The 26,738-nt window shown below is 61.2% G+C and carries 26 protein-coding genes, 1 tRNA gene and 3 pseudogenes; 11 read left to right on the top strand and 19 right to left on the bottom strand.

From position 1 onward, the window contains the following. The first annotated feature begins 54 nt into the window (after positions 1-54). Positions 55-997, top strand: a protein-coding gene (locus tag J3P73_RS02715; protein ID WP_027689416.1) for an IS630 family transposase whose coding sequence is annotated in 2 segments (ribosomal slippage) — positions 55-390 and positions 392-997 — 942 coding nt in all. Because the reading frame shifts where the segments join, the coding sequence is not laid out codon by codon here. A 61-nt stretch (positions 998-1,058) separates the two neighbouring features. Further along, positions 1,059-2,171: an IS4 family transposase gene (locus J3P73_RS02710; protein WP_027689711.1), complete on the top strand. Its 1,113-nt coding sequence runs from the start codon at positions 1,059-1,061 to the stop codon at positions 2,169-2,171. 261 nt (positions 2,172-2,432) lie between these two features. Here the strand turns inward: J3P73_RS02710 and J3P73_RS02705 are convergent, their stop codons facing one another. From J3P73_RS02705 to J3P73_RS02690, 4 genes are all read right to left on the bottom strand, one after another. Beyond that, on the bottom strand, positions 2,433-3,470 hold the full coding sequence (locus tag J3P73_RS02705) for a 4-hydroxyproline epimerase (protein WP_130771071.1): 1,038 nt from the start codon (positions 3,468-3,470) through the stop codon (positions 2,433-2,435). A 15-nt stretch (positions 3,471-3,485) separates the two neighbouring features. Further along, entirely contained in the window at positions 3,486-4,196 is a 711-nt protein-coding gene (locus tag J3P73_RS02700) for an SDR family oxidoreductase (RefSeq protein ID WP_130771070.1), read from the bottom strand. Positions 4,197-4,205: 9 nt separating this feature from the next. Then, positions 4,206-5,456 (bottom strand): NAD(P)/FAD-dependent oxidoreductase, encoded by a 1,251-nt coding sequence (locus tag J3P73_RS02695; RefSeq protein WP_130814628.1) that lies wholly within the window; start codon positions 5,454-5,456, stop codon positions 4,206-4,208. A gap of 184 nt (positions 5,457-5,640) precedes the next feature. Then, on the bottom strand, positions 5,641-6,918 hold the full coding sequence (locus J3P73_RS02690) for an alpha/beta hydrolase (protein ID WP_130814627.1): 1,278 nt from the start codon (positions 6,916-6,918) through the stop codon (positions 5,641-5,643). Between the two features lie 199 nt (positions 6,919-7,117). Here J3P73_RS02690 and J3P73_RS02685 point away from each other — a divergent pair, with 199 nt between their 5' ends. Next, complete coding sequence (locus J3P73_RS02685) at positions 7,118-7,501, top strand: hypothetical protein (RefSeq protein ID WP_130716569.1); 384 nt, start codon at positions 7,118-7,120, stop codon at positions 7,499-7,501. 496 nt (positions 7,502-7,997) lie between these two features. On the opposite strand, the gene J3P73_RS02680 is transcribed toward J3P73_RS02685, so the two are convergent. From J3P73_RS02680 to J3P73_RS02655, 6 genes are all read right to left on the bottom strand, one after another. Then, positions 7,998-8,879 carry an aldo/keto reductase gene (locus tag J3P73_RS02680; protein ID WP_130674606.1) on the bottom strand — a complete coding sequence of 294 codons (882 nt, stop codon included), beginning with the start codon at positions 8,877-8,879 and terminating at the stop codon, positions 7,998-8,000. Positions 8,880-9,184: 305 nt separating this feature from the next. Further along, positions 9,185-9,820, bottom strand: a complete 636-nt coding sequence (locus tag J3P73_RS02675) for a TetR family transcriptional regulator (RefSeq protein ID WP_018068749.1) — start codon at positions 9,818-9,820, stop codon at positions 9,185-9,187. 19 nt (positions 9,821-9,839) lie between these two features. Further along, positions 9,840-10,511, bottom strand: coding sequence for a class I SAM-dependent methyltransferase (locus J3P73_RS02670; RefSeq protein ID WP_018495639.1), 672 nt, complete (start codon positions 10,509-10,511; stop codon positions 9,840-9,842). Between the two features lie 331 nt (positions 10,512-10,842). Further along, positions 10,843-11,145 carry a hypothetical protein gene (locus J3P73_RS02665; RefSeq protein ID WP_130656296.1) on the bottom strand — a complete coding sequence of 101 codons (303 nt, stop codon included), beginning with the start codon at positions 11,143-11,145 and terminating at the stop codon, positions 10,843-10,845. A 154-nt stretch (positions 11,146-11,299) separates the two neighbouring features. After that, positions 11,300-11,671: a cell surface protein gene (locus tag J3P73_RS02660; RefSeq protein ID WP_130814626.1), complete on the bottom strand. Its 372-nt coding sequence runs from the start codon at positions 11,669-11,671 to the stop codon at positions 11,300-11,302. Positions 11,672-11,862: 191 nt separating this feature from the next. Beyond that, positions 11,863-12,183 (bottom strand): hypothetical protein, encoded by a 321-nt coding sequence (locus J3P73_RS02655; RefSeq protein ID WP_024324019.1) that lies wholly within the window; start codon positions 12,181-12,183, stop codon positions 11,863-11,865. Between the two features lie 113 nt (positions 12,184-12,296). Here J3P73_RS02655 and J3P73_RS38130 point away from each other — a divergent pair. Beyond that, positions 12,297-12,614: pseudogene (locus J3P73_RS38130) on the top strand (class I SAM-dependent methyltransferase); the annotation flags it as partial. 89 nt (positions 12,615-12,703) lie between these two features. Here J3P73_RS38130 and J3P73_RS02650 read toward each other — a convergent pair. After that, positions 12,704-13,291 carry a hypothetical protein gene (locus J3P73_RS02650; RefSeq protein WP_018068744.1) on the bottom strand — a complete coding sequence of 196 codons (588 nt, stop codon included), beginning with the start codon at positions 13,289-13,291 and terminating at the stop codon, positions 12,704-12,706. Between the two features lie 211 nt (positions 13,292-13,502). On the opposite strand from J3P73_RS02650, the pseudogene J3P73_RS02645 reads away from it, so the two are divergent. Together J3P73_RS02645 and J3P73_RS38125 are read left to right on the top strand one after the other, a co-directional pair. Next, positions 13,503-13,933 (top strand): annotated as a pseudogene (locus J3P73_RS02645) (hypothetical protein). A gap of 274 nt (positions 13,934-14,207) precedes the next feature. Further along, positions 14,208-15,702: pseudogene (locus tag J3P73_RS38125) on the top strand (hypothetical protein). Positions 15,703-15,826: 124 nt separating this feature from the next. On the opposite strand, the gene J3P73_RS37420 reads toward J3P73_RS38125, so the two are convergent. The 4 genes from J3P73_RS37420 to J3P73_RS02625 form a co-directional block, all read right to left on the bottom strand. Continuing rightward, a complete protein-coding gene (locus J3P73_RS37420; protein WP_024324013.1) occupies positions 15,827-16,123 on the bottom strand; it encodes a hypothetical protein in 297 nt (98 codons plus the stop codon). Positions 16,124-16,151: 28 nt separating this feature from the next. After that, positions 16,152-16,334: a hypothetical protein gene (locus tag J3P73_RS02635; protein ID WP_017958768.1), complete on the bottom strand. Its 183-nt coding sequence runs from the start codon at positions 16,332-16,334 to the stop codon at positions 16,152-16,154. A gap of 147 nt (positions 16,335-16,481) precedes the next feature. Then, positions 16,482-17,039: a tetratricopeptide repeat protein gene (locus J3P73_RS02630; protein ID WP_024324014.1), complete on the bottom strand. Its 558-nt coding sequence runs from the start codon at positions 17,037-17,039 to the stop codon at positions 16,482-16,484. After that, positions 17,036-17,836 (bottom strand): hypothetical protein, encoded by an 801-nt coding sequence (locus J3P73_RS02625; protein WP_130716563.1) that lies wholly within the window; start codon positions 17,834-17,836, stop codon positions 17,036-17,038. The genes J3P73_RS02630 and J3P73_RS02625 overlap by 4 nt, the downstream gene beginning before the upstream one ends. Before the next feature lie 217 nt (positions 17,837-18,053). Between J3P73_RS02625 and J3P73_RS02620 the strand changes: the two genes are divergently transcribed. Further along, positions 18,054-18,575 carry a hypothetical protein gene (locus J3P73_RS02620; protein WP_130716561.1) on the top strand — a complete coding sequence of 174 codons (522 nt, stop codon included), beginning with the start codon at positions 18,054-18,056 and terminating at the stop codon, positions 18,573-18,575. 175 nt (positions 18,576-18,750) lie between these two features. Here J3P73_RS02620 and J3P73_RS02615 read toward each other — a convergent pair whose 3' ends face one another. Then, the gene (locus tag J3P73_RS02615; protein WP_024324017.1) at positions 18,751-19,140 is read right to left on the bottom strand and encodes a nuclear transport factor 2 family protein; all 390 of its coding nucleotides are present in this window, start codon (positions 19,138-19,140) and stop codon (positions 18,751-18,753) included. 91 nt (positions 19,141-19,231) lie between these two features. Between J3P73_RS02615 and ftrA the strand changes: the two genes are divergently transcribed. Next, entirely contained in the window at positions 19,232-20,218 is a 987-nt protein-coding gene (gene ftrA / locus J3P73_RS02610) for a transcriptional regulator FtrA (RefSeq protein WP_075225641.1), read from the top strand. Positions 20,219-20,364: 146 nt separating this feature from the next. Beyond that, on the top strand, positions 20,365-20,610 hold the full coding sequence (locus tag J3P73_RS02605; protein WP_012755837.1) for a DUF982 domain-containing protein: 246 nt from the start codon (positions 20,365-20,367) through the stop codon (positions 20,608-20,610). 86 nt (positions 20,611-20,696) lie between these two features. Here J3P73_RS02605 and J3P73_RS02600 read toward each other — a convergent pair. Both J3P73_RS02600 and J3P73_RS02595 read right to left on the bottom strand, forming a co-directional pair. Further along, a tRNA-Arg gene (locus J3P73_RS02600) sits at positions 20,697-20,773 on the bottom strand. A 122-nt stretch (positions 20,774-20,895) separates the two neighbouring features. After that, entirely contained in the window at positions 20,896-22,416 is a 1,521-nt protein-coding gene (locus J3P73_RS02595; protein ID WP_024324018.1) for an ATP-binding protein, read from the bottom strand. Between the two features lie 220 nt (positions 22,417-22,636). Between J3P73_RS02595 and J3P73_RS02590 the strand changes: the two genes are divergently transcribed. After that, a complete protein-coding gene (locus J3P73_RS02590; protein WP_027689711.1) occupies positions 22,637-23,749 on the top strand; it encodes an IS4 family transposase in 1,113 nt (370 codons plus the stop codon). A gap of 419 nt (positions 23,750-24,168) precedes the next feature. Here J3P73_RS02590 and J3P73_RS02585 read toward each other — a convergent pair whose 3' ends face one another. Beyond that, positions 24,169-26,166, bottom strand: a complete 1,998-nt coding sequence (locus J3P73_RS02585; RefSeq protein ID WP_130660792.1) for a methyl-accepting chemotaxis protein — start codon at positions 26,164-26,166, stop codon at positions 24,169-24,171. Between the two features lie 420 nt (positions 26,167-26,586). On the opposite strand from J3P73_RS02585, the gene rpmH reads away from it, so the two are divergent. Beyond that, positions 26,587-26,721 carry a 50S ribosomal protein L34 gene (rpmH, locus tag J3P73_RS02580; protein WP_003545006.1) on the top strand — a complete coding sequence of 45 codons (135 nt, stop codon included), beginning with the start codon at positions 26,587-26,589 and terminating at the stop codon, positions 26,719-26,721. Positions 26,722-26,738 lie beyond the last annotated feature (17 nt).

Genomic DNA, 26,738 nt, shown 5'->3' with positions numbered 1-26,738 from the left:
AAATCAGTTTGAATGTGATTCAACATTGCTGCTGGGGAAGGCAGGCCAGCGGCGATGACACAGCCTTATTCTGAAGATCTTCGAGAGCGTGCAATGGCGCGGCTAACGGCCGGCGAGACGATACGCTCTATTGCGGCCGCACTATCGATCAGCCCTTCGTGTGTTTCAAAATGGAAGCGGCGCCTGGCCGAGACAGGCGCTCTTACGCCAGGCCGGATTGGCGGGCACAAGAAACGGACTTTGTCGGATGAGCGGGCCGAGTGGTTGCGCCAACGTTGTTGCTCTGGCCCGTTCACGACACGTGGGCTGGTCGCGGAGCTTGCCGAGCGTGGCATCAAGACCGACCGCCGTGCTGTCTGGGTGTTTGTCCGGGCTGAAGGCTTGAGTTTCAAAAAAAACGGTTCTGCCAGCCGAGCAGACGAGACCGGACATCGCCCGCAAACGGCAACGCTGGAAGAACCACCAGCACCGGATCGAGGCTCATCGACTGGTCTTCCTTGACGAGACCTGGATCAAAACCAACATGGCGCCGCTCAGGGGCTGGGCACCACGTGGCCAGCGGCTCGCCGCTTCAGTCCCGCACGGCCACTGGAAAACCCTGACCTTCATCGCGGCCCTGCGCAGCGACCGTATCGACGCGCCCTGGGTTATCGACGGGCCGATCAATGGCGAGCTCTTTAACGTCTATGTCAGGAAAATCCTTGTGCCAACACTTGCCAAAGGCGACGTCGTCATCCTCGACAATCTCGGCAGCCACAAGGGGCAGGCTATCCGACGTGCAATCAGGGCTGCCGGCGCGCATCTCATCTTCCTGCCGCCTTACAGTCCAGACCTCAATCCCATTGAGCAGGTCTTCGCCAAGCTCAAGCATCTCATCAGAAAGGCCGAGCCACGAAGCGTCGAAACAACGTGGCGCACCGCCGGTCACATGCTCGACGCATTCGCGCCTGACGAATGCGCAAACTATCTTAGAAACTCAGGATATGCTGCCGTCTAAAAACAGCACGCTCTAGGTTTAGCCCTGGACATAAGGAATCTGGTTGTGATTCAAGCTTTGGATGAAGATTCGTCCTGAGATTTTGGATCATTGGCCGGAAGTGCGCGAGCGGCTTCCGGCGGATTTTGACTTGGAAGCAACGGCGCGGTTGCGTGGTGCTTTTACGCGGGTGCGGGAAATCAAGAATGCCGAGACGCTGTTGCGGCTGGCGCTTGCCTATGGCGGCCTTGGCATGTCGCTACGCGAGACCTGTGCATGGGCCGAAGTGGGCGGAATCGCCCGTTTGTCAGACCCATCGCTGCTCGAGCGGCTGTGCAAAGCGGCGCCTTGGCTTGGCGACATCGTGGCCGCGCTGATTGCCGAACAGGCCAAAGCGCCGGCGGGGCGCTTCGCGGGGTATCGCTTGCGTGTGCTCGATGGAACGTCGATCTGCCATCCGGGCGCTGACCGCACGACATGGCGGTTGCATGTCGGCTACGACCTGGCAACGGCTCAGGTCGATCAGCTTGAGTTGACCGACATCCATGGTGGCGAAAACCTTCAGCGCCTTACCTACGCACCCGGCGATATTGTGCTGGCCGATCGCTACTATGCAAGGCCGCGCGACCTGCGGCCGGTGATCGACGCCGGTGCGGACTTCATCGTGCGGACCGGCTGGAACTCGTTGCGCCTGTTGCAGACGAATGGCGAGCCCTTTGATCTGTTTGCCGCGCTCGCCGCTCAGCAAGAGCAGGAAGGCGAGGTGCAGGTTCGTGTCCACGAAGGCATGACGGGGACGCCGCCGCCACTGGTCCTGCGCCTCATTGTCCGGCGCAAGGATCCGCAACAGGCCCAAGCCGAGCAGGAGCGTCTACTCAAGGACGCCCGCAAGCGCGGCAAAAAGCCCGATCCGCGCAGTCTCGAGGCGGCGAAGTACATTCTGCTGCTGACCTCGCTGCCGACCGCCACCTTTGCACCGGCCGACATCCTCACCCTCTATCGCTTCCGCTGGCAAATCGAGCTGGCGTTCAAACGGTTCAAGAGCCTGGCCGGCCTCGACAGCTTGCCGGCCAAGAAGCCTGAACTGGCCCGGGCATGGCTCTACGCCAGACTGATCGTTGCCATCATCGCCGAACAGATTGCCGGGCAAGTCCCGGACTCTCCCCCCTCTGGATGCGGCTACCCCACGGGCTAGCCCATCGCGCTGGCGTCTCATGAAGATAGCCCTGGCCACCATTTGCGCCGCCATCCGCGGACCACTTCTGTGGCAGGCCGTCTGTAATCTCTTCACACGAAGTCGTCGCCACCTCTGCGAGCCGCCGCGACGACGCCGAAAACAATGCGACGATCTCCGCGCCCGCCTAACCTAGCGCATATGAGGGTTAGGGTGAGGGGCAGTCATCAGCGCAAGCCGTCAGGAAACTGCTTCACACTTCCGGCATCATGTCCCGAACGTTCAAATCTCGCCGGCCGACGGCCCCCAGACATCCGTCAGCGCAAAACCGTTCGGATGCGGGTCAAAGGGGTCGAGCGCTACCTGGGTCAGGCCGAAGGTGAAGCCGCGGCCGGTGATGGTGGGGATGACGGCGGGGCGGCCGGCCACCTCGGTCACCGCCTGCAGTCCGACCTCGAATTCGGAGCCGATGATCGATTTCGAGGTGAAGGTGTCGCCGACCTTGGCCTTGCCGCGGGCATAAAGGGTGGCGAGATTGGCGGAATTGCCGGTGCCGCAGGGCGAGCGGTCGGCCCGGCCCGGCCACATGGTGGTGCAGGTGCGCACCGTGCCATCGGCTTCGGTATCGCGGAACATGACATAGGCGACGCCCGAGATCGCCGGGATCTCGGGATGGACGACCTTGATGTCGCGGTTGATCAGCTCCTTGAGGATCATGCCGGCCTGGACGAGGCCGGCGGCATTGGCCTTCTCGATCGTCAGACCGATCTGGCCGACATCGACCAGGGCATAGAAGATGCCGCCATAGCTGATATCGGCCTTGATCCTTCCCCAATGCGGCGTGTCGATCGCGACTTCGAGCTCATGCACGAAGGAGGGCACCATGGTAAGCTTGACCTTCTCGCAGCGCCCGTCGCGGCAGGTTGCCGTCGCCTTGACGAGGCCGGCGGCGGTTTCGAGCGTAACGATCGTCTCCGGCTCCGTCATTTCGACGATACCGGATTCGAGCAGCGCCGTGGTGACGCAGATCGAGTTCGAGCCGGAGCTCGCATGCGCCTGGTCGGGCTGCAGGATGACGAAGGCGGCGTCGGCCTCCGGGTGCCGTGCCGGCAGCAGCAGGTTGACCGAGCCGATCGGCGCGCCGCGCGGCTCCAGGCAAAGGAAGCGGCGCAGTTCGTCACCCTTCGGATCGGTGTTCAGCCAATGCAGCTGGGCGGCGATAGTATCGCCGGGGATCTTCGGCACGCCGCCGATCGCGACGCGGCCGATCTCGCCTTCGGCATGGACATCCAGCAGCTGGATCGTGCGCTTCCATCTCATATCGAAAACTCCAGATCAGACGTGACGGGTGACGCCGCCATCGACGCGAATATTCTGGCCGGTGATATAACCCGCGCCTTCGGAGAGCAGGAAGGCCGCGGTCTTGGCGATCTCCTCCACATGGCCGATGCGCTTCATCGGGACCGTCTCGGCGGTCCCGGGCTTGTGATTCAGGCTGTCGATATAACCCGGCAGGATGCAGTTCATGCGGATATTGTCGGCCGCATAACGATCGGAATAAAGCTTGGTGAAGGCGCCGGCAGCGGCGCGGTAGGTGCAGGAAACCGGGAAGACCAGCGTCGGCTCATAAGCCGCGAAGGTGGTGATGTTGACGAAGGCGCCCTTGCCCTGCTCCAGCATGACCGGCGTCACCAGTCGGGCCATGCGCACCAGCGACAGGATCATCATGTCGGAACCGAGCGTCCAGTTCTCGTCCGATATTTCGAGCAGGTCGCCCTTCGGCGGATGGCCGCTCAGGTTGACGACGGCGTCGATGCGGCCATAGGTCTTCATCGTCAGGTCGAAGATCGCCTTGAGATCCTCGGCCTTTTCGGCCACGCCGCGCGAGGCGACGCCGCCGAGTTCGGCCGCCAGCCTCTCGCAGCTTTCCGACGGCGACATCAGCGCCAGCTGATAGCCCTGCGCCGAGAGCTCGCGGGCGATCGCCTCGCCCATGCCGCGGCCGCCGCCGGTGATCAGCGCTACGGGTTTGGTGGTTTCGGACATCGGGACCTCCTAATATCGGTCTATGCGGAACGGGGTCATGTCGAGGGATGGTTTGAGCCCGGTGACCATATCGGCGATCACCAGCGCTGTCGTCGCCGAAAAGGTCAGGCCGAGATGGCCGTGGCCGGTCGCATAGAAAACGCCCGGCATTTTCGACGATGGCGAAATGATCGGGATCGTATCGGGCAGGGCCGGACGGTGCCCCATCCATTCCGTCGTCTCCTCGACCTTCAAGCCGGGCAGCGCACGCTGGGCATGGCGCACCAGCACCCGTGGACGGCGGAAATCCGGCGCAGCATCGAGACCGGCGAGCTCGACATTGCCGCCGACCCGGATACCGCCCGCCGTCGGCGTCACCATGAAGGCGCGATGCGGCCAGATCACCGAATAGCGCATCGCGATGCCGGGCTTCATGATCTGCGTGTGATAGCCGCGCTCGGTTTCGAGCGGGATCGGCTCGCCGAGCTTTTCCGCGAGGAAGCGGGTGTGGACGCCGGCGGCAAGCACCACCGAACCCGCCTCGATACGCCTGCCATCCTCGAGGAGAACGACGGCGGTGCCATCGCCCCTGCGCTCGATATTCCGCACGGTGCCGGAGACGAAGGTCGTGCCCGCCGCCTTTGCGGCGTCGGTGAGTTTGACGACGAGCTTGTAGGGATCGCGGATCGACTTGTTGTCGGGGAGCAGCACGGCCTTGGCGATCGCCGGTGACAAAGTGGGTTCGTAATATTGGATGGCGCCGTTACTCAAGACTTCGAAGTCGAGACCGTAGCGCTGCATCATGGCGAGATGGCCACGATCTGCGGCAAATTCCGCCTCGGTCTCGTAGATCGCGAGACAGCCTTCCTCGGTCATCAACTCGGGCGCGCCGATCGCCTCGAGCATCTCTTTGAAATCGCCGAGCGCCCGGTTCGACAGGCGCATGCCGGCATCCTCGATCTCTCTAAGGCGCGAGGGCCGGCCGGCAGCGAGGAAGCGCAGGAACCAGGGCAGCATCCTGGCGGCATAGGAGGGCCGCAGCCAGACCGGGCCTTCGGGATCGAGCAGCCAGCCGGGGATCTTCTTCCAGGTCGAGGGGCCGGAACCGGCGGCAAAATCAAGCGCGATGCTTGCCATATTGCCGAAAGAGGTGCCGCGACCCGGCTCGCCCTTGTCGATCAGCGTCACATCAAACCCGCGCCGCTGCAGCTCGAAAGCGATCGAGGCGCCGATCACGCCTGCGCCGACGACCGCTACCGTCTTCTTCGTCTCATCCGCCATGCCATCAACCCATCGCACGGCAGACAAAATTGCCGTCGTGAATCTGATATATCACATCAAGATGTGATGCCTAGAGAATTTCCGTTTTTTCCGAATCACGGAAATTCTCTATTTCTTTGTTTTTTTCGCAATTCCGAAACGCAAAACCGCTGTGCACTTTTGCTGGAATTGCTCTGTGGAATTTTTACTGGCTTGCCGGCAGGCCGGCGCCGACGCTGTCGCCGACCGAACCGACGGTATTGTTCATCGACTGGCCGAGACGTTTCAGCTGGGCATCGTAGTTGCGCCGGGTGCGCGGATCGAAGATCGCAATCGGCGTGCTGACGGCGACGCTGACGGCACTTCCGGCGGTCTGGGCAGCCCCCATCGCCACGGCGCCGACGGCCTCGCCGAGGCCGACATTGGAATCGGTGATCGTCTGGCCGGCAATCAGCCGGTCGCCGATCAGCTTCACCACTTCGGGGCTTTCGGCGAACTTGCCGTGGTTCAGCCGGTCGCCGCCCTTGAGCTTGGTGAGGTCGAGCACGGTGATGCCGGCCGCTTCGAGCTTGCTGCGATAGGGTTCGACGGAAGGATCGATCTGGCCGAGCCGGTCGACATTGCCGGAGATGCGCCGCGACAGCGCCAAAGCGCGATCGTCCTGCGAGACGAAGATGGTGAAGTGCGGCCTTTCCTTGCCGAGGCTGGCGAACTGGCGGCCGAAAACGTCGACATCGAGATCCGGCGAAGCGAGGATGACATTGTTGATCTTCGAGGCGACATGACCGTTGCGGATCGCCATCTGCCGCAGCGCTTCGACGGTGAGCCAGGTGCCCATCGAATGGGCCATGATGGTGACGTCGCTAACGGCGGGATTTGCGGCGGTGCGGGTCAACAATTCCTCCAGCGCGTCGCGGGAATAGTTGGTGCTTTCCTTGTCGTAATTATAATCGAAGATGCTGCCGCGCGAAGGCCAGGTGAAGACGACGGGCGCAACGTCGGCATGCGAATCGTGGACGATCTGCGCGAAGCGGTAGACGGCATCCTCATAACGATTGTTGAAGCCGTGGACGAAGACCAGTACGCGGCGGCTCTTCGGCATATGGGACTTCAGCCAGGTCTCGCCGGCCCGCTCGCCTTCCAGGGGATCGACGGAAACGGTGACGAAATCGCGCAGCGGATCGGCCGGCAGGCGGCTTGGCCATTGCACCTGGCCGACCTTGCGATTGGCTTCCGGCGGGATCGAGACGTCGACGGCATTGACCGCGAGCCCGGTGCCGCGTTCGCCGGAGAAAAGCACGGCGGGATTGTCGTCGGCAGCGCGCGTCGTGGCGACGAGCAGGTCGACCTTCGACGTGCCGGGGGCCGCGGTGCCGGCCGCCTGCATGACACCGACCGGCCTGCCGCCGCAGCCGGAAAGCGCCATCATTGCCACCAGAAGACCTGTCAGGGCCGCGCGCGGGGCGCGTCTTTTGCCGATCATGACCAACTCCAATCGGTTCACGCGCCGGACAGGCGGCGCCCGTTCAAATAGTCCGACGAGGCTTGCCGAGTCAAACCGCGGGAAATGAACAAGAGCGCTCCCGTGAAAACAGCTGCACGCTTTTGCTGGAAATGCTCCTGAAACTTTCGGCCGCCCCCGGCGTTCTTTTCCGATCAGATTCAATCGATGGATCACGGTCATGAAGGCGCTCGCGATCACATGCTTATCGACATTGATGCTGATGCCTTCGCTCGGCTTGACGGAGACGCTCGGCGAAGCCGATATCCGCCGCGACATCATCGGCAAGACGGTCTACCTCTCCACACCGCTCGGCGGTGAACTGCCGCTGATCTTCCGCTCCTCCGGCACGGTCGACGGCAACGGCCAGGCGATCGGCCTCGGCCGCTATGTCAAACCAAGCGATACCGGCCAATGGTGGATCGACGCCAACCGCCTCTGCCAGAAATTCCAGAGCTGGAACAAGGGCAAGCCGATGTGCTTCGAACTCGAACGCGCCGGCGCCAACACGATTAAATGGACCCGCGACAATGGCAGGACCGGCGTTGCCCGGATCGGCAATTGATCGATTTCGACTTGGGGGAAGAGAGACTTGCGGGAAAAGAAAAAAGCCCGACGCGGGAGGAGGTGCGCCGGGCTCTTTGATCCTGACTGACAACTGGGAGGAGGAGTGTTGTCAGTCCGATGTAAGAGCGCTGGGAGGAGGAGTGCGCTGCTTACGAAGATAGTAATAGCCAATTCTTTTGAATCGGAATAGCGAAAATACCGCAATGCAGCAATGCGCTGGATGCAATGCTTGCCCTCAAAGTAACAGGTCACCGCCTCATTTTGCAGCATGTTTGACCGGATGGTCAAAATTATGCCGAAAATTGCGGCCCCGGGGATCGCCGATGGGCTGCCCCCCTCATCCGCCTGCCGGCACGCCGCCGGGTCAAACCACAGATCTCGACCCGTCCTTCGGCCGCGTAAACGGAGCGAAGGGACATACCGCAACATCTCGACTCCCTCTTCTCCCCAGCGGGGAGAAGAGGACATGCCGCGACCTCTCCGTTCCTCGCCCGTCAAGCAGCCTTGAAGACCTTCCTGCCCTCGCCGTCGAGGGCGGAGAATTCCTCGTTCGAGAGGGTGATGTCGACGGCTGCGACATTTTCCTCGAGATGCTTGACCTTGGAGGTGCCGGGGATCGGCAGCATGACCGGGCTGCGCTTCAGCACCCAGGCGAGCGCGATCTGGCTGGGTGCGGCATTGTGATTTTTGGCGATCGTATCGAGCAGCGAGCCGGGCTTGGCGAGATCGCCGGCGGCGAGCGGATACCACGGGATGAAGCCGATATTGTGCTTGGCGCAATAATCGAGCACGTCCTCGCTGGTGCGATCGACGAGATTGTAGCGGTTCTGGACGGTCGCGACCTTGAAATGCTTCGAAGCCGCCTCGATGTCGGCAACGGACACTTCGCTCAGACCCGCATGACGGATGAGGCCGCTATCGAGCAGCGATTTGATCGCATCGAATTGTTCCCTGGCCGGCACCTTCGGGTCGATCCTATGCAGCTGCCAGAGATCGATCTGCTCGACGCCGAGATTACGCAGGCTCTTATGCACTTGCTGGATCAGATATTCCGGACGTCCCACAGGCAGCCAGATATCGGGACCGTGGCGGGTCAGGCCGCCCTTGGTGGCGATGACCGACTTGCCGTCATAGGGATGCAGCGCTTCCTTGATCAGCCATTCGGAGACATCGGGGCCGTAGGAATCGGCCGTATCGATGAAGTTGACGCCGAGTTCCGGCAGGCGCTTCAGCGTGCGGATGGATTCGGCATGATCGGCGGGCTCGCCCCAGATGCCCTTGCCGGTGACGCGCATGGCGCCGAAACCGAGGCGGTTGATCTCGATATCGCCGCCGATCTTGAAGGTGCCTGACTTCGCTGCGTTGTAACTGGACATGGTCTTTCCTCTCTTATCAATCAATCATTGAAATCGGTGGAACGGTCGGAGGCGGGTTCAACAGCCGCGGCATGGATGCCGAGGCTTTCGGAGATACCTTCGAACGCGAATGTCTGCCTGATCGAAAGCGATGCCCGCCATGGTGATGATCCGCCCCTCGCGGGGATCAGCAGAATGTGGCCGCGACGTTTGCACATATAGGACGGCCCAGTTCCGATGAAAGGGCCCTGATGACAGGGATGAGCGGAAACATCGACATCGAACCGACGCTTGGGGAGAGCGCACTGAGCCTCAGGCGGCCTGCGTCACAGCCTGGTCTTTGCCTCGTCGCCGAATTCCGCCAGCATCTTCCAGAGGTCGGCGAAAATCTCCCGGGCGAAATCCTCAAGCGAGGCGCCCGGCGGGCGCTGCTGCCAGAGTTCGCCGCCGACGCGCAGCGCGCCGATGACGATCGCCGCAAGGAGACGCATGCGCGACCGCTGCTCTGGATCATTTCCCTTGCGCAGCAGCAGCGCCTCGGCGAGCTTCTGTTCGAGCCTGGCGTATTTCAGCTGATCGCGGGCCTTCAGCGCCGGCGTGCGATGAATGAGTTCACCAAGCGCCAGGCCAGGCTCCTCGACGGAGGCGATGACGGTTGCGGTGATCGCCACCTCGACCGCCGCGACCGAGGATTCTGCCGCCGGCCTTGCCGCGACCGCCGCCATCAGGCGATCGGCGAAGGCATCCTGCCAGGCGAAAACCACCTCTTCCTTGGAGGGGAAATAATCGAAGAAACTGCGCTTGGAGACATCGGCCGCCTCGGTAATGTCCTCGATCGTCGTGGCATCGAAGCCGCGTTGCAGAAAGAGGGTCATGGCCGCCTGCTCGATGCGCTCGCGCGTCTGCCGCCGCTTGCGTTCCCGCCTGCCTTCGGTCGTCTCCGTCCGCTTGTTTTCAGCCATTCCGGCCCGGCATCATCGTTCAGCCGCCGGTTTCGTTGGAAAAGGCGGCGACGTCGTCGATGTCAGTCTCGCTCTCGCGATAGCCGATGCGCTCGCGCGACAGTTCGAGCGGTTTGCTGCGCGAAATCCTGTAGACAGACGCCGGCGGCAGGTTGCGCACTGTCCCGCCGATGCGCACCGCCTTCAGGTCGAGACGGTCGAGGATCGGCCGCGGCACCGGGCAGCGGGGACCATAGGTAAACTGATAGACGGCCCCGCCCGGCCGCATATAGGCGAAGGCGCCGGCCATGATCGAGGCGATCTTGCGGGGCGGCATGGAGAGCAGCGGCAGGCCGCTGACAACAGCGCCGACCGGTTCGCCTTCGAAAATATCGGCATGGGCGAGATGGGCGGCATCCATCTGCAACACGCGCGCCGTGGGGAAACGCGCCTGCAGCGAGGTGATGAACTCCGGGCCATACTCGATCAGGGTCAGATCGGCTTCGCTCACCCCGCGCGCCAGCAGCGCCCGGGTAAAGACGCCGGTTCCCGGGCCGAGCTCGATGATCGGACCGTCGAGTGCGGCAATTTCACTGGTCATGATCCTGGCAAGCGAATCCCCCGACGGCGCGATGGCCGCCACCCGAAGCGGATTGCTGATCCAGGAGCGGAAAAAATGCAGGAAATCGGCGCGTGCGGACTTTGCAGTCATGATTATCCCACCTGTCTGAAATTCGATTGATTACGAAATGCGACCATCGCGGCGAGCATGGCAATTCCAAGGCAGAGGCGTCAATCGCTCTTGGCTGCGGCTTTTCGCAACACCACTGTCAACAGTTTGCCTGATTCTGTACTTATTGCATTTTTGCATTCGATGCAACATCGTACGAACGACAGTTGGGAAAGGACATGTCGTATCCGGCTGGCAAGGCCGAGGATGGCGCCGAGGGAAGAGCGAGGTTTGCCAACACACTGAGGCGGCTCGGAGGCCGCCCTTCAGCTCAGACGGGGTCGCTCGCGATGGCGAACGGCCGAGCGTCTCGTCAGTAATTGCAGCTGGAGCTGCTCGTCGGGTTGAAGCCGAGCTTGCAATCCATGTTGAGCGGCTTCTTCGGGTTCATCATATAATGTGTCGAACCCGTGGTTTCCGAGGCGCGCTCGCCGATCGAACCGGTCGTGCGCCGGTCGTGCTGCACCGTGGTTTCTTGGCTCGCAACCGGACGCGTGGCTGCACCCTGCTCTGTCGCGCTCGACTGGAGGGGAGCTGCCGTGGCCGAGAAGGCCGAGAGGCCGAGGATTGCGCCGAAGGCAGCGGCCACCAGGCCGTTCTTGAAAGTCGTGGTCATCATCGTCTCCTTGGGAAGATTCAGGGAATTTACGTCCCGGAGTTAGGAAGGCGATCTGTCACATACTACGGTGTCAAATAAGAGGTCACGGATATGTGAGCGGCGGCCCGATCGAGAAAAAGGCGGCTCCTCGCCGCCTCCTTCATTTGCCGGCTCAATAGCCGTTATCACACGGCATGCTGCCAGGACCGATCGATCCGGAAAACGTAGGGTTGCACATTTCCGGAGCTGCCGGCCTGTTGACCGGCGGGCGGACGATGGAGCCCGTGGTGCCGGCCTCGACGCCGAAAGCGGCAAGCGGATACCAGTAGCCATCGGAGTGGCGGCGGGTGCCGGGGCGCTCGGTGCGGAAGCCCTGATAGCCATACCAGGACCCGGCATGTGGTTTATATTGCACCATTTTCACGTCCGAGACAGTTGGCGGGGAAACCGTCTGGACGGGTGCGGCTCGCGCGGGGACAATAGACGCGAGGGCGAGAAGGGCGCCGAGGGCGGCGGTGGAAGGGGTGAGACTGAGCATCTTCATGATAAACCCTCCTTACTGGATTTATCTCCGGGGAATGCGCTTCCCAACTGCGGAGTTCCGCCGCAGCACGCAACTTCCAAAACTCGTGATTGCAGGCGATCCGGCGTGACCAAATAGCCAAAAAACGTGAAAAGTCGCGATCAGAAAGAGGGCTCAAACGGCGTTTGTGAGGAAACGCGAATTCTCTGTTCTCAATTCGCGTATAATGTCCGGTAGCCCTGGCCGGAGAGGCAGGCGACATATTGGCGATGGGCGGCCGCGCGCGCTATCGTTTCGGCCTCAAGCTCATCGGCTTGAGCATATCCGGTCAGTTGGGCGCGCAGCTGATACTGCTTCCTCGCCTCGTCATACATGGCGTTGCCGTCGGTCATGCAAAGGCCGTGCGCGACAGCGGGCGGATTGACCGGAACACCCACCGCCAGGAGCACGGGATCATTGGCATGGTCGATGCAGCCCGCAAGGCCCGTCACCATCGCCAGGGCAGCCAGAGCCCGAAAAATTCCCACCGACATGCATTCCTCCGGCTGAAGCGCCTCAAAGATCATCAGACCTGCGGATACATCAGGAAGGTTGCGCGAAACTAGGCTGACGGTTTGCCTGCCAATTCCGACCGGACGGCGCCGCGCCCTGGTGGACCCACGCCTTGTTCTATCGCTACGTTCTCAGACAGAAAAACGCCGGAAAGCCGGGTTATGCCCCATTTCGCGTCGAGCACGCCGCAGAGGCATCCCATTCGGAGATTGCCGGGACATTGAAGGAACTCGGCATGGATGTCGTCTTCGTCGGGCGAGTATGTGTCGACACAGGTGCACGCGCTCAAGGACAGAATTCCCCCGCTTTATTGGCTCTATGAGGCTTTCGGCCTTCTGCTTCGCACGGTTTCGGCCGGGAAGATCGGGGTCGGGAGACGGAGTTCCTGATCGTGGCAAAGTGCCTTCGTTAGGCACACCCCACCAAGATCTGTATAGCACTTCGGAATCCCGAAATTGGTTGGGGCATTGAATTCATTCAACGTTTCTTCACCTGCACAGCTCACGAAGCGCGGCGGATTTCGGAATCCCGAAGCGGGGGGATTTCGGGATTCCGAAGTGGGATTTTTTTCTTCCGGCCGACGCGACCGCGTTTGTCGGCGGCAACCTTGCGGTCGGTCTCGGACCATTTCCGGCATCTTTCCGCCGTGCACCGTTTCCACTCATCCGTCGGTGGCGCACCCTCATGGTCACCGACAAAGGTCAGCGTGAACCGGTTGGGATGCGCGACACCGCTGCCCGCCCGGCCGCGGCGAACTTTTATCAGCCCCTTATATTCGAGCTCATCGATCGCATCGGCCACATATTCGCCGGTCACGCCGTAGGACACGAACTGAGGATGGGTCACGATCAGCTTGCCGTTTTCCAAGGCGGCGTGCGACGTGTGCTCGATGACGATGCGGAAGAAGGCGCGGCAGGCATTCGCACTCAATGTCGTGAAGGCCGCAGATTCCAGCAACTGAATGGTGAACCATTGCCAGCGAAGGCTGCCGTCATCCGCCGCGCCCGGCGGAGCGGTATGCTTGCGCACCATCGCCCGCGTCTTTCCCTGACTGGTCCGGCTTTTGTCGCGAGGGTTGAATTCCGCCATCAGCCCCTCGCCCGTGTTGTCGGTCGGTATCCGCCCGCCCTCCAGAGCCTGTTGCGGGAACTCCGTTCATGCAGCGCGTGACGGCCAAAGCTCATCCATACCATCACCTCATCCCTGAGAAAAAATTTGCTCAACATCTAACAGTCCGTGGCTGCAATGGCGGCAAACCTAGCGCAAGAACGATCCATGAACTAGGAAAATATTCTTAGTTATGATCTTCTATTATCCAGTCCCTTCTGCTAGGATCGCGGCAATGAATCTCGGGGTAGAAGCGCGATGCGAATAAGCGGTATGGGGGAAAAGAGCGTGGTCATTTGCATCCGGCGATTGGCGGCATTGGTTTCGATCTTACTGGCAAGCGCTGTCCAGGCTTTTTCCTGCGATCAGCCGATCATGAGATCTAACTGGTCGTTCTGTGCGATCGCCAACGTGACCGATGAGGGCGGCGACGCTGATTGGAAAGTCGTGCCTGCATGGACTCGCGAGAAAGCCATAAGCGCGTATTTCGGAAACGATCCGCGGCTCTTAGCAAACCACGGACTTTGCAACGCCAAATTCCATCACGTCGTACTCTGCCAGCCGGGATCGCAAACGGGCAACCCGGATGAGTGCTCATATCTGGTTTGCAGCGGCTATTACTGATCTTTGGTCGGGAAGGAAGAAAGGGAAGACTATTTGAGAGACCACCCGACCGCTCAATAGTTTTTCCCTTCGCTGTCTTGGGGCAGAGACTGGAGCGGCCAATGAGAAGTGCTTAACCTTGATCTCCCGATCTCGATCTTGAAAACCTGAAGCAGTTTCGCGCAAAACGATTATCGCAGCGTCGGCACTACCCATCCTCTTCATCAGCCAATAAGCTCGCGGCCGGCAGCCGGAAGGCGCCCTACAACCTTCAATGTTCAGAGGTCCCGCCCGCATGACATCACTGCACTGGAAGAGATTTGTCTGGTTTTGCCTGTGCCTCACACTCTCCCATCCGGCATGGACCGCCGGCGGCATCGATATCCCGGGCTATGCGCCAACGACGGGCGTCGAGCGCAGCTACCGCGTTCAAAAAGCGACCGAGACCGATATGTCGTTCTGGTTCGACAAGCCAGGCGCCTCGGCCATGACGGTGCGCGGCGCGTTTCGCCAGCGTATGACAGTTCTGTCGCTGGATGAAGACGGCATGCGGGTCCGCTGGTCCCTCAGCGCCGACTTGCCGGAAGACATTGCGGGCCTTGCCGATAGCTATCAGATGAACCTGCTCTATCGGAATTCCCTCACGGCCTATGGCACCGCTGCGCTCGAACTCGAAACCGACCTGAACGGCAACCCGCGCGATCTCTCCGGTGTCGATCAGATCGTGGCGCACATGCGGGAGGTGGCGGCCAATGGACCGGGTGGACTTCCCGCGGCTGGCGCCTCTGCGGCGCGGGAAAGCGGGCTCTATGACATCATCGCCAAGCTAGAGGCAAACCCTCTTCAGATTGTCGCCGCCTTGGTGCCGGAGGCGCAACTGCTCGCCACAGGGCAATCCTATCAGGCAGAGACCATGAAGATTGGTCAGGCCTCGGCGACCTCCCGAGACGAAGATTATGGCGGCGTCAGTGTCCCGGTGACATCGACCTGGACCCTGAAATTCCACCGACGCAACCGCACGCACGGCAACCCTTTCGCTGTCGGAGGCAGCAGACGCCTCAGCGTTCAGCCAGTCGCAGCAGCCGGCGATCGCAAATTTGATCAGCGGCTTTGCCGAGCGGGCAAAGAATCTCACCGCCGATCAGCTGGCTTCCGTCAAACGCGCCAGCAAGAGCCGAAGCGTCGAGCTCGTGGTGTCCCTGAACGATGGTTCGACGCTTGAAGCGTCGGAGATCGTAACCGTTGAGGCAGGCGGGACGACGTTGCGCACATACACCCACATCCTACGCGAGGACATGCCGGCCAGCTTGCCGCTCCCCGCTGTGCTGACAGCAAAAGACTTGCAGACGCCCGATTTGCATATCGAGCCGCTGCCATCGGCCAAAGCCGGGCCGGGCATCCTGGACGAGCTTTCGACACCGCCTGCCCCACCAACGGCATCGCAGGATACGACCATTGCTGCAGACAATGACGCGGCCAAGGCGATCGCGCCTGTCTCGCTTGAGGTGAAGAGTGCGGAGGTAACCCTGTCCCCCGTGTCCTACGACCATGGCCTGAATATCGTGCTCACCCCGGAAAGCGCCGCCAAATTCCGCGATTTCACCCAGGCGGTATTGGGACGACAAACGCAGATGCTGATCAACGACAAGGTCGTCATGGAACCCTGGATGAGGGAGCCGATCATGGATGGTCGCATCGTCTTGGCGGGAACGGATAGGAAAGATCTGGAAGCGCTGGCCGAACAGTTGAAGGTTCCCGGGGCCAAGATTCTCGTCCGGTTACGCCCCTGAGGGCGCCACCTGTGTCGTCCTCGTTCAGAGCGGCGTCATCGGCCGAGCCTTGGTGAGCTGCCCTTCGTCTCGGCCACTGGGTCGGGCGCTGACAGCAAATAAACGGGTGAACCGTCGCGGGACTTCAATCCTTTGCTTCGGAGATCAGACGTATCAGAGTTCCGTCACTCGCCGCAGCGCTGATTGCCGTTGCAATCTGCCGGAGCGGTCCACGCGCAACGAGCATCTCTGGCGACGGGTGTTTTCCGGGACCCGGATCGATGAAGACCGAACACCGGTGATCCGAGTCGAGCATCGCCATAAATGATGTGGCGACAATCGTTTCGCCGCAGGAGGCGCATCGGAGAATGTAGGAACCGTGGTGGACAATCGATTCCGTCTTGTCCGTTCCGCACGAGAGACAGGCCAACATATTGTTCATTGGTTCACTCCGGCACGAGCATGCGGCTCTAGGAGGCGGCGGCCAGAACGATGGCGATCGCGAGCAGCAAGGGACCCATCCACTTGAAATGGCGAACCAACGGCGGCCGGCTGGCCGGCTTGCCTGGATATGGCAGATAACCAAAGCCCACGGACGTCATCCAGAGGCCGGCGCAAAACATGATGATTTCATCGATATAGGCTGCGATCATGACTTTCCTGCCTTCGGATCGGCGCTGCGATATCTCGGTTTCCGCTAAAGCGCGTCGCGATCTTTCAGATTCGCTTGACGCGCTTTAGGTCTTTGGTTTGCGCATGTCGTGGTCGCAAAACCGCTGCACAGTTTTGCGCAACATGCTTTAGCGAAGCCGCTCATCATACAAATCAGCAAGGCCCAGACGGAACAGATCGGGATAGATACCCAACCATAGAAACAAACCCTGGCGTCGTGTCCCGAAGCGCTTGTGCCCTTTCATCATTCGAAAAGCCACATCGCGTTTCGCAAACAGGTGGCCGCTATCGGCTGCCTCCAACAGAATGTCGTCGGCTTCGCCGGCATGCTTCGCCAAATGGGGATGCGCCTCGATCGTCCTGTATTGCCAATAGAGCGACGATATCGGGCGATGGCGGTCTTTCCGGAACCATTCCAGCGCAAGTTCGGGGCGTCCCGCTTCGAAATGGCTGAGCCCAAGAGGATGTGCGGCGGAGTCGTCTCCGCCGTCATGGGCCAGCTGGTAGTGGTGAAGCGATCGATCTCTATCCTTTCGAACAGCGTGGCCATACCAATACATCCAACCAAGCACTCCATGAGCCCAGGCAGATCCGGCATTTGCGCCCTCCTCCAGCAGAGGCAAGGCTTCCTTATAACGCTTCTGTTTGTACAATTGCTGGGCTATCTCCTCATTGGACGCAGTCATGCCAGCATTGCTCCGATCAGCTGGACAGCCTCTCTGACGTCCGGGCCGTGACGCATGTCGAGCCGATCCACCAGCCTCCGCCCCAATTTCTGCCACCGGTCGATATGGGTGTCATAGCCAGTTCCCGAAACCAGCCACGATCCACTTGCGCCCACGCCGATGGATTTGCGGCGCCTGGCTGCCTCCTCGGTGACCATGATCCACTCGCAGAGACCGAGAAGTGCTGCGTCGTTCCATTGGTGCCGGCGGCCGAGCGCGAACCACAGCATGGCCAGTCCGAAGAAGGGGATTTCTCCCGCTTCATGTTCGGGCAGGCGCGGAATAAGCCAGGACAACAGCGACAGAACCTCATCCTCGACGTCCAACCCGAGCGCTTCCAGGCTGCCGACCAAGCTTATGAGTGTCTGGTTGCTGCCATAAGAGGCACCCGCGTTGCGCGGATCGCCATAGGAGACGAGGAGAACTGTGCAAGCGAACGCGCATTGCCTGGATAGTCTCGCCGCCATACCGGGATCCTGTTGTTCGGGTTCAGACCAGCGGGTCAGTTCCAGAACCTCGCGGGGATGCCATTTCAATGGCGAGGGCAATTCGCACAGCCGGACGATGTCAACGAGCCCGGCCAGATGTTCATCGGTGTCGTTGCCGTAGTCAGCGCGCGCGATGCTCCGCAGATCGCCTTCATCCAGCAGGTTAGCCGTGGCCTTGAGAAGAGACTTTGGATTGTTTGGTGAAATCGATGGAGCATTGCTTGCGATGCCCTGAAATTCGGCGATTTGCGCCTGGGTGAGTGACGTCATTTAAATTTCCGTCTCCGCGAAAACTGTCCAGACTCTGATCCGGACGCGTCGGATTGGTCCCATTCGCCATCGACCGCCACCCCCGCTAAACATTTGGCAGCCCTTCCGAAAATGTCGAGAGGCTAAACTTAAGGTAGCACTATTGCTTCGAATCCCCTAAGCATCCGGATGCATTGCAACGAATACCAACCCGCTACAGCATTCTCAGGACTATTCCATGCACAACGCTCAATCCATTCGTTACGCCGCCTTCTCCGCGTGCGTCGCTTTTGCGGCATTTCAGGCCGGACAGGTTCTGGCCGATTCGGCCAATGACAAGTTCTTTGACGCAGCCCTTTGCAAGCCGCCCTATACGATGACATCGGCAATGAAGATCTATGATGTCGTGGAAGCTTTGGCCAAGCCGGACACGTCGTCTTTGGGTGCGGCGATCTACAAACTCCCGAACCAGATAGACCGCGACGGCTTTAAGTCGACCGAGGTTTTCTTTGCAAGCAACGCGGTTGGAATTTTGGTCGAAGGCGAGCGCGCCGACGATCTGGCCGCAAAATACGGGTTGAAGCCGGAGACCTCGGACCTGCTCGGCACATCCACCAAGGGCTATTCGCGCGAGCTGCCGGCAGATCTGCAGCCGGAACCCGGTATGGCCGGCCCCGGAAAGGTCTCCATCGTCGCCCGCCAAGGCAACGCCCTGCCCGGCAAAACCTTGCTAGCGTGTGAATTCGTTCAGGAATTCTAGGCGTCGCATGCATCTGCGCGGGACATCCGTGCCCTTCGCCGATGTCGGCCGAAGAGGATCTTAGGACAGGCGACTATGAAACCCGCAGTTATATTCGACTGCGGGTTTCATTGCATCTAGGGCTCACACAGAGACTGCCTTGGGGCGGCCATGAGTTTCCCAGCAGGACCTGGTCCTATGAAGCGGGAGACGATGTCCTCACAGTTTCCAGATGCCAGACCTTGGCAACGATCCGCCAGCCCTCAATGCCTTTTATAAAGCAAAGATGGTCGACGAAGACGTTGGCGTGAATCCGCAGCCGGACCTTCACGGTGGCAGCGGCGGGCGAAAGCCAATCAATCAGGATGATTTCGTCCTCGCGGTCTTGCGAGCGGCTTGCGGGCGATACGCGTTTGGCAATCACCTGGCGATAATCCGCGATCGGGTCGACGGTGATTGCGCCTTCATCCGCGTCGAAAAGGCTGCAGGCTGGATGAAAGATCTGATCGAACAATGAGAGATCGCAGGCGTACAGGGCATCGAAATAGATCTGTATCGCCTGCAGCAAGTCGGTATCGCGGCGCATGGTGTTTTCCGTGGTTGGTTGGCAGAAGACCCATGTCGCATGGCCGGCGCACGCGTTGCCAGTGGCAGGATTGCCAGATAGGACGGCATTCATGCCAAAGAATGAGAACCTATGCTTTCCCACAAACAGGCATGTCGTCAGCCTCGTCTATGACGGCCTCTGTACCTTCGAGTTCGGGATCACCGCTGAAATCTTCGGCCTGGCCCGACCTGAAGCAGGGCCTGATTGGTATCAGTTCAAATCGGTCTCGCTGGAGGATCAGGTTCTTCATGCCTGTGGTGGCCTGACTGTCGCAGCAACGGGCACCGTGGTCGATCTGCATCGGGCCGGAACGATCATCGTCCCCGGCTGGCGCGGGCCTGATGCGCCTGTGCCCGATCAGATCTGTGACGCATTGGTCAGCGCTCATCGGGGCGGCGCCCGCATCATTTCCATCTGCGGCGGCGCCTTCGTGCTTGCAGCCGCCGGCTTGCTCAATGGCCGCCGCGCCACGACGCATTGGCGTTTCGCCGAGGGCCTGGCCCAGCGCTACCCCACGATCGAGATGGACGCGAGCTGCCTCTATATCGATGATGGCGACATTCTGACGTCAGCCGGCAGCTCAGCAGGCATTGATCTGTGCCTGCATGTCGTCCGTTCGGATTTCGGGGCGGAACTCGCCAACACCGTGGCGCGTCGTCTGGTGATGTACAGCCATCGTCAGGGCGGGCAATCGCAGTTCATCGAGCGCCCCGTGCCCGTGAAGCGGGAGGCAGATCGATTGTCCTCGATCCTGGATTACATTCAGGCCAACCTTCACCATCCCCATAGGGTCAGCTCTCTCGCCCGCCATGCCGGCATGAGCGAACGCACCTTTCAGCGCCGCTTTCGCTCGCTGACCGGCTTGCCCACGCTCAAATGGATCCTGAGGGAACGGCTGGAGCAAGCCCGCACCCTCCTCGAGACCACCTCTGCCGCACCCGATGACATCGCAAGGGCGACCGGACTTGGAAGTGCTGAAAACCTGAGGCTTCAGTTTGCTCGCCAATATGGCGTCAGTCCGCTGATCTATCGCAATCGTTTTGCGCAAGGCCGGTGAGTCTGCGACCGGAATTGGCCAAGCGCCCTCGCGCAGCAGTTCGCTGCTTAAGAAAAGCAGCTCGTTCATCCCCTCACCTCGCCACGCTGGATGAACCGCGCTATGTGAGCAGCCTACAGAGAGCACGCAGCGGAGATCCCGAGATCATGCAAACCATTTGGAAGAAGCCGGTGACGCTTGCCCTTGAGGGCCCGGATCAGTGGGTGGTGATCCAGACGACCCAGGCCGCAACATGGGCGCTGGTTGAGGACTGGCCGACCGAAGAGGGCCCCGCCTTGGATAGGGCTTGTGCGGTTTGCGCGGATGTCATGTCGGGCAAACGAAACCGGGAAGAGGCGCGGCAGGCGTTCATCGACGCTGCGATCGAAGCCGGAATCCCGATCAAGGAATGAGGCCGGGGGCTCTGGCACATGATGCCGCCCGTGCGTGCCCGGTCATACTGTGAGCCTGCGGCTCTGGGCTAAGTAATTGGGAAGAATGGCGCACCCGAAGAGATTCGAACTCCTGACCCCCAGATTCGTAGTCTGGTGCTCTATCCAGCTGAGCTACGGGTGCGTGCAAAATGCGGCGGTGCCGCTTGCGTGGCGATCCTCTAAAACGTCCTTCGGGACAATGCAAGAGCATTTCTGAAAAAATCGCGTCTTTGTCTGCCAGCAGCCGCGCCTTGCTAAACCCTGTCACTTTTCGATGTGCGTCCGGCTGCGGTAATCCTCCAGCGAAACCGGGCGATCGGGGATCTCGATGCGGAACTGCGTGCCGACCGTCGGTTTTTCCACCAGGGCGATGGTGCCGCCATGGGCGAGCACCAGCTCGCGGGCGATGGTAAGGCCGAGGCCGGTGCCGCCGGAACGGGCGGAGCCGCGGAAGGCGGCAAAGAGGTTCTGGCGCGCCTTCAGCGGCATGCCGGGGCCGGTATCATCCACCGTGATGCTGACGACGCTGCCGACGCGCTGGGCGGCGACGGTGATGCGCCTCAAGGCGCCAGGCGCGCCCTCGCTCGGCGCGGTCAGCGCCTGCAGCGCGTTACGGCAGAGATTGTGGATGACCCGGAAAAGCTGTTCGCCATCGGCATCGACCTTGAGATCGGCGCCGATCTGCTCGACGAATTCGATGCCGCTTTGCGGATCGATCGCCAGTATATCCTTGACCTCCTGGGTGAGTTCCAGAAGCAGGATATGGCGGCGGCGCGGTGCAGATTCGCTCGCCTTGCCGTAGGACAGCACCTCGGTGGTATAACCGACGGCGCGGTCGATGGTGCGCAGCAGCTTCGGAGCGAAGCTCTTGACCATCGGATCGTCGACATCGACCAGCCGGTCCGACATCAGCTGAGCGGACGCCAGGATATTGCGCATGTCGTGATTGATCTTGGAAACGGCGAGGCCGAGAGCGGCAAGGTTTTTCTGCTGCTTCAGCGTCTTTTGCAGCTCCATCTGCATCGAGGTGAGGTTGCGGCCGGCGACCGCCAGTTCGTCGCGGCCGCCATCACCGATATAGATATGGGCCGGGTTGTCGGGATCGGAGGAGAATTGCTGCATGCTGCCGGTCAGCCGGCGGATCGGGCCGATGAGGATGCGGTTGATCGCAAAGAAGATCAGCGTCGCCGTGAACAGCGAGATCAGCACCGACAGCAAGAGGACATTGCGGGAATAGACGAACATCGCCCTGCGCAACTGCCGGTCCTTCATCACCACCTCGACGCCGGTGTTGGTGTCGCCGACGGGACCATAGACGCGGATCATCCTGCCGCCGCCGAAGACCAGCGTGTCGAGCGCATCGCGGATCGCCGTTACCGGCGGCACGTCGGTCAGATCGTAGGATTCGTCGACGGAGGTCGGCATATCGGTCGTCGCCAGCAGCCGCGAGGTGCCGTCCTTGCGCAGCACGATCGCCTTGGTGCCGGTCGCCTCCAGCGTCTCCTTTTGCAGCGCGCGCGGCAGCTCGACCGGCTGCAGCCCATCGATGACGATGGCGGCGGCAGCGGCCGTATTCAGCCGGTCCTCCAGCCACCGTACGCGCATGCTGGCGACCGAGGGAAAGAAGATCAGGATTTCGGCGAGCATGATAAAGAAGACGGTGAGCCAGAGAAGCTTGCCGGAAAGGCCGCCGAACAGGCCGGCAGACGGGCACGGCGCCCTTGCGGCCTCGCCGGCCGCCGGGTATTCCGCCGAAGGATTATCGCCCTGGTCTCTTGTCGGCATTGTCGTCTCGCCCGATCGGCAGCACGTCAGCTGCCCTTACCGTTGAGCTCTATATTAGACCAATACGCTCCGCTTTCAAATCTTTGCGAGCAGCGTCATGTCGCCACAAGAAAACGCCGCCCGGAGGCAGCTCGCGCCGATGGCTGCCCCTCACCCTAACCCTCATATGCGCTAGGTTTAGCCCTGGACATAAGGAATCTGGTTGTGATTCAAGCTTTGGATGAAGATTCGTCCTGAGATTTTGGATCATTGGCCGGAAGTGCGCGAGCGGCTTCCGGCGGATTTTGACTTGGAAGCAACGGCGCGGTTGCGTGGTGCTTTTACGCGGGTGCGGGAAATCAAGAATGCCGAGACGCTGTTGCGGCTGGCGCTTGCCTATGGCGGCCTTGGCATGTCGCTACGCGAGACCTGTGCATGGGCCGAAGTGGGCGGAATCGCCCGTTTGTCAGACCCATCGCTGCTCGAGCGGCTGTGCAAAGCGGCGCCTTGGCTTGGCGACATCGTGGCCGCGCTGATTGCCGAACAGGCCAAAGCGCCGGCGGGGCGCTTCGCGGGGTATCGCTTGCGTGTGCTCGATGGAACGTCGATCTGCCATCCGGGCGCTGACCGCACGACATGGCGGTTGCATGTCGGCTACGACCTGGCAACGGCTCAGGTCGATCAGCTTGAGTTGACCGACATCCATGGTGGCGAAAACCTTCAGCGCCTTACCTACGCACCCGGCGATATTGTGCTGGCCGATCGCTACTATGCAAGGCCGCGCGACCTGCGGCCGGTGATCGACGCCGGTGCGGACTTCATCGTGCGGACCGGCTGGAACTCGTTGCGCCTGTTGCAGACGAATGGCGAGCCCTTTGATCTGTTTGCCGCGCTCGCCGCTCAGCAAGAGCAGGAAGGCGAGGTGCAGGTTCGTGTCCACGAAGGCATGACGGGGACGCCGCCGCCACTGGTCCTGCGCCTCATTGTCCGGCGCAAGGATCCGCAACAGGCCCAAGCCGAGCAGGAGCGTCTACTCAAGGACGCCCGCAAGCGCGGCAAAAAGCCCGATCCGCGCAGTCTCGAGGCGGCGAAGTACATTCTGCTGCTGACCTCGCTGCCGACCGCCACCTTTGCACCGGCCGACATCCTCACCCTCTATCGCTTCCGCTGGCAAATCGAGCTGGCGTTCAAACGGTTCAAGAGCCTGGCCGGCCTCGACAGCTTGCCGGCCAAGAAGCCTGAACTGGCCCGGGCATGGCTCTACGCCAGACTGATCGTTGCCATCATCGCCGAACAGATTGCCGGGCAAGTCCCGGACTCTCCCCCCTCTGGATGCGGCTACCCCACGGGCTAGCCCATCGCGCTGGCGTCTCATGAAGATAGCCCTGGCCACCATTTGCGCCGCCATCCGCGGACCACTTCTGTGGCAGGCCGTCTGTAATCTCTTCACACGAAGTCGTCGCCACCTCTGCGAGCCGCCGCGACGACGCCGAAAACAATGCGACGATCTCCGCGCCCGCCTAACCTAGCGCATATGACCCTAACCCTCTCCCCGTAAAAACGGGGCGAGGGGACGTGCCCTGCGAGAGGTGAGCGGGAGACGGAGAGGCTGCGGCATATCCCCTTCGCCCCGTTTACGGGGAGAAGGTGGCGGCAGCCGGATGAGCGGCTGGTGTCGGCAATCTCCTGGGCCAAGGATAAGGCCTAGTAGCGGGCTTCTAACAAAGAAACGCCGCCCGGAGGCGGCGTTTGAAGGCGCGTGGTCGGTAAAGCTTAGAACTCTTCCCAGCTCTGCTCGGCTGCGGCCGCATTACCGCCGAAGGCGCGGGCGACCTTGGCGATTGCCCGGCGGGCGGGCGAGGCAACCGGTCTTTGCGGCTCGTTGCGGACGAGCGCCACGGGTGCCGGCGCATCATCCGACAATTTGAAGCGGGCGATGAGGCGCACCAGTCCACCGGCTTCGGCTGAAAGCCTGTGCGTGGCGGCAGAGGTCTCTTCCACCATCGCAGCATTCTGCTGTGTCACCTGGTCCATCTGGTTGACGGCGGTATTGACTTCCTTGAGGCCGGTCGACTGTTCGGTCGCAGCCGTCGCGATCGAATGGATATGGTCGTTGATGGCGATAACGCGGGTGCCGATTTCGGCCAGTGCCTCGCCGGTCGCCTGGACCAGCTTGACACCAACCTGCACCTCGTTGCCCGACTTGGTGATCAGCGCCTTGATGTCCTTGGCAGCCGTTGCCGAACGCTGGGCAAGTTCGCGCACTTCCTGCGCCACCACCGCGAAGCCCTTTCCGGCATCGCCGGCACGTGCCGCCTCGACGCCGGCATTCAGCGCCAGCAGGTTGGTCTGGAAGGCGATCTCGTCGATGACGTTGATGATCTGGCTGATTTCGCGCGACGCCTGCTCGATGCGGCCCATGGCCTCGACGGCATTGCGCACGACGACGCCGGAGCGGCCGGCATTCTCCTTGGCTTCGGACACCATGATGGTGGCTTCATGCGCCCGCTCGGTGGAATTCTGAACGACGGCGGTGATCTCGTCGAGGGCTGCCGAGGTCTGTTCGAGGGCGGCTGCCTGCTGCTCGGTGCGCTTCGACAGGTCGTCGCTGGCATTGCGCAGTTCGGCGGTGTTGCCGTTCATCGCTTCCGTCGTTTCGCGCACTTCGCGCATCGTCGCCTGCAGGGTGACGAAGGTATTGTTGACGTTCTGCTGCAGCTCGGCGAAGGCGCCCTGGAAGTTGCCGCTCATCGTCTGGGTGAGGTCGCCTTCGGCAAGGCTTGCGACGACGCGGCGGGTCTCGCCGATGCCGGCATCGACGCTCGACAGCAGCGTGTTGATGTTGCCGGCGAACTGGTTGAGGTTGTCGTCCTCGTAGTCCTTGCTGATGCGGTGGCCGAAATCGCCGGCCGCAGCCGCAGCCACGACGACGGACATGCTCGACTGCAGGTCGTCGCTCTTGGCACGCATCGCCGCTTCCTGGGCGTTCAGGCGCTTGACGGCCAGGCCGTTCGCCTTGAACACCGCAACCGCTGCGGCCATCTCGCCGATTTCGTCCGGACGGCCGGCGAAGGGAACCTCGGCATCGAAATTGCCGTCGGCGACTTCCTTGATCGCATGGGTGACGCGCTTGATCGGGCGGCTGAGATGGCTGGTGCCGATATAGAAGCCCATGCCGATGCCGACGGCGATGCCGATGCCGGTGATGCTGAGCACGAGCATCAGCACCCAGGAGCGGAAGCTCTCGATCTCGGCATTGACGGTTTCCAGTGCTGCCTTGTCGGTGGCGACGACGGCATCGATTTCCGCCTGGAACGCCTTGCGGTTGGCGCGGTTGGCGTCATTGTTGCCTTGTTGGCCGGCGGCTTCGGGGCCGACTTCCGTGCCGAGGCGGGCCGTTTCCGTGCGGAAGGTGCGGAATTCCGCGGCGCGGGCGACAAGCTTGGCAAAATCGGCCTTCTCGCTCTCGGGAACGAGCGGCGCCCAGCCCGAGATGACCTTGTCGATCTCGTCGAGGTCGGCCATCAGGCCCTTGGCGAAGTTCGGCGTGTCCTTGATCGTTTTGGCGGCATAGATGCCGCGCGCCTCCATGACCACAGCCGTGACGAAACGGTTGAGGCGTTCGCCGGCATAGGCGCGGGCGGCGGCCTGCTCGTAAGCCGTCAGGTTGCGACTGTATTCGTGCATGGCGGACAATGCCGTTGCGCCGATCAGAAGTGCGACCGCGCCCATCACGCAAACCAGCAGATTAATTTTGCCCCGGATCTTCAATGCAATGCTCCTAGCTACGCCACTGCCTGGAAAGCAAATTCCCAGTCGATGCGTTGAATATCGGCGAAATTTATTAAAGTTAGATTTCTAATATTTACGATTATGGCTTCGGAAATGATCCATGCCGAATGCTTGCCGGAAGGCGTAAACGCCTGAAAACCGGGGCAATCGACCTGCCGCGGTGCAAAACTACAACCACTCAGGGCAGGCCTCATTTCTTAACACCAGAGTGCGAAATTACTTTCGAGGCCGGCAGCGCAGAGTGAAATGATCCGGCATAATTGACTTTTACGGGCTTCATCCTTATAAGCCCGCGCACGTTCGGTCACTCAAGCCTTTCATGGCCCGCCCGTTCGAAAAACAACGCTCCTTGCATTATGCAAATTCAAGAAGGGCCGCACTCCGCGGTGTTTAAAATAAATGAAGCGTACCTACCAACCATCCAAGCTTGTTCGCAAGCGTCGCCACGGTTTCCGTGCGCGCATGTCCACGAAGGGTGGCCGCAAGGTCATCGCAGCCCGCCGCGCGCAGGGCCGCAATCGTCTGTCGGCGTAAGGCCGGGTTGCCCGGTA

Origin of the sequence: Rhizobium ruizarguesonis, from assembly GCF_017357285.1 — a bacterium.
GTDB classification, from domain to species: Bacteria; Pseudomonadota; Alphaproteobacteria; order Rhizobiales; family Rhizobiaceae; genus Rhizobium; species Rhizobium ruizarguesonis.
Note: the sequence above shows the minus strand (reverse complement) of the source record. Positions and strands in the feature narration are given on the sequence as shown.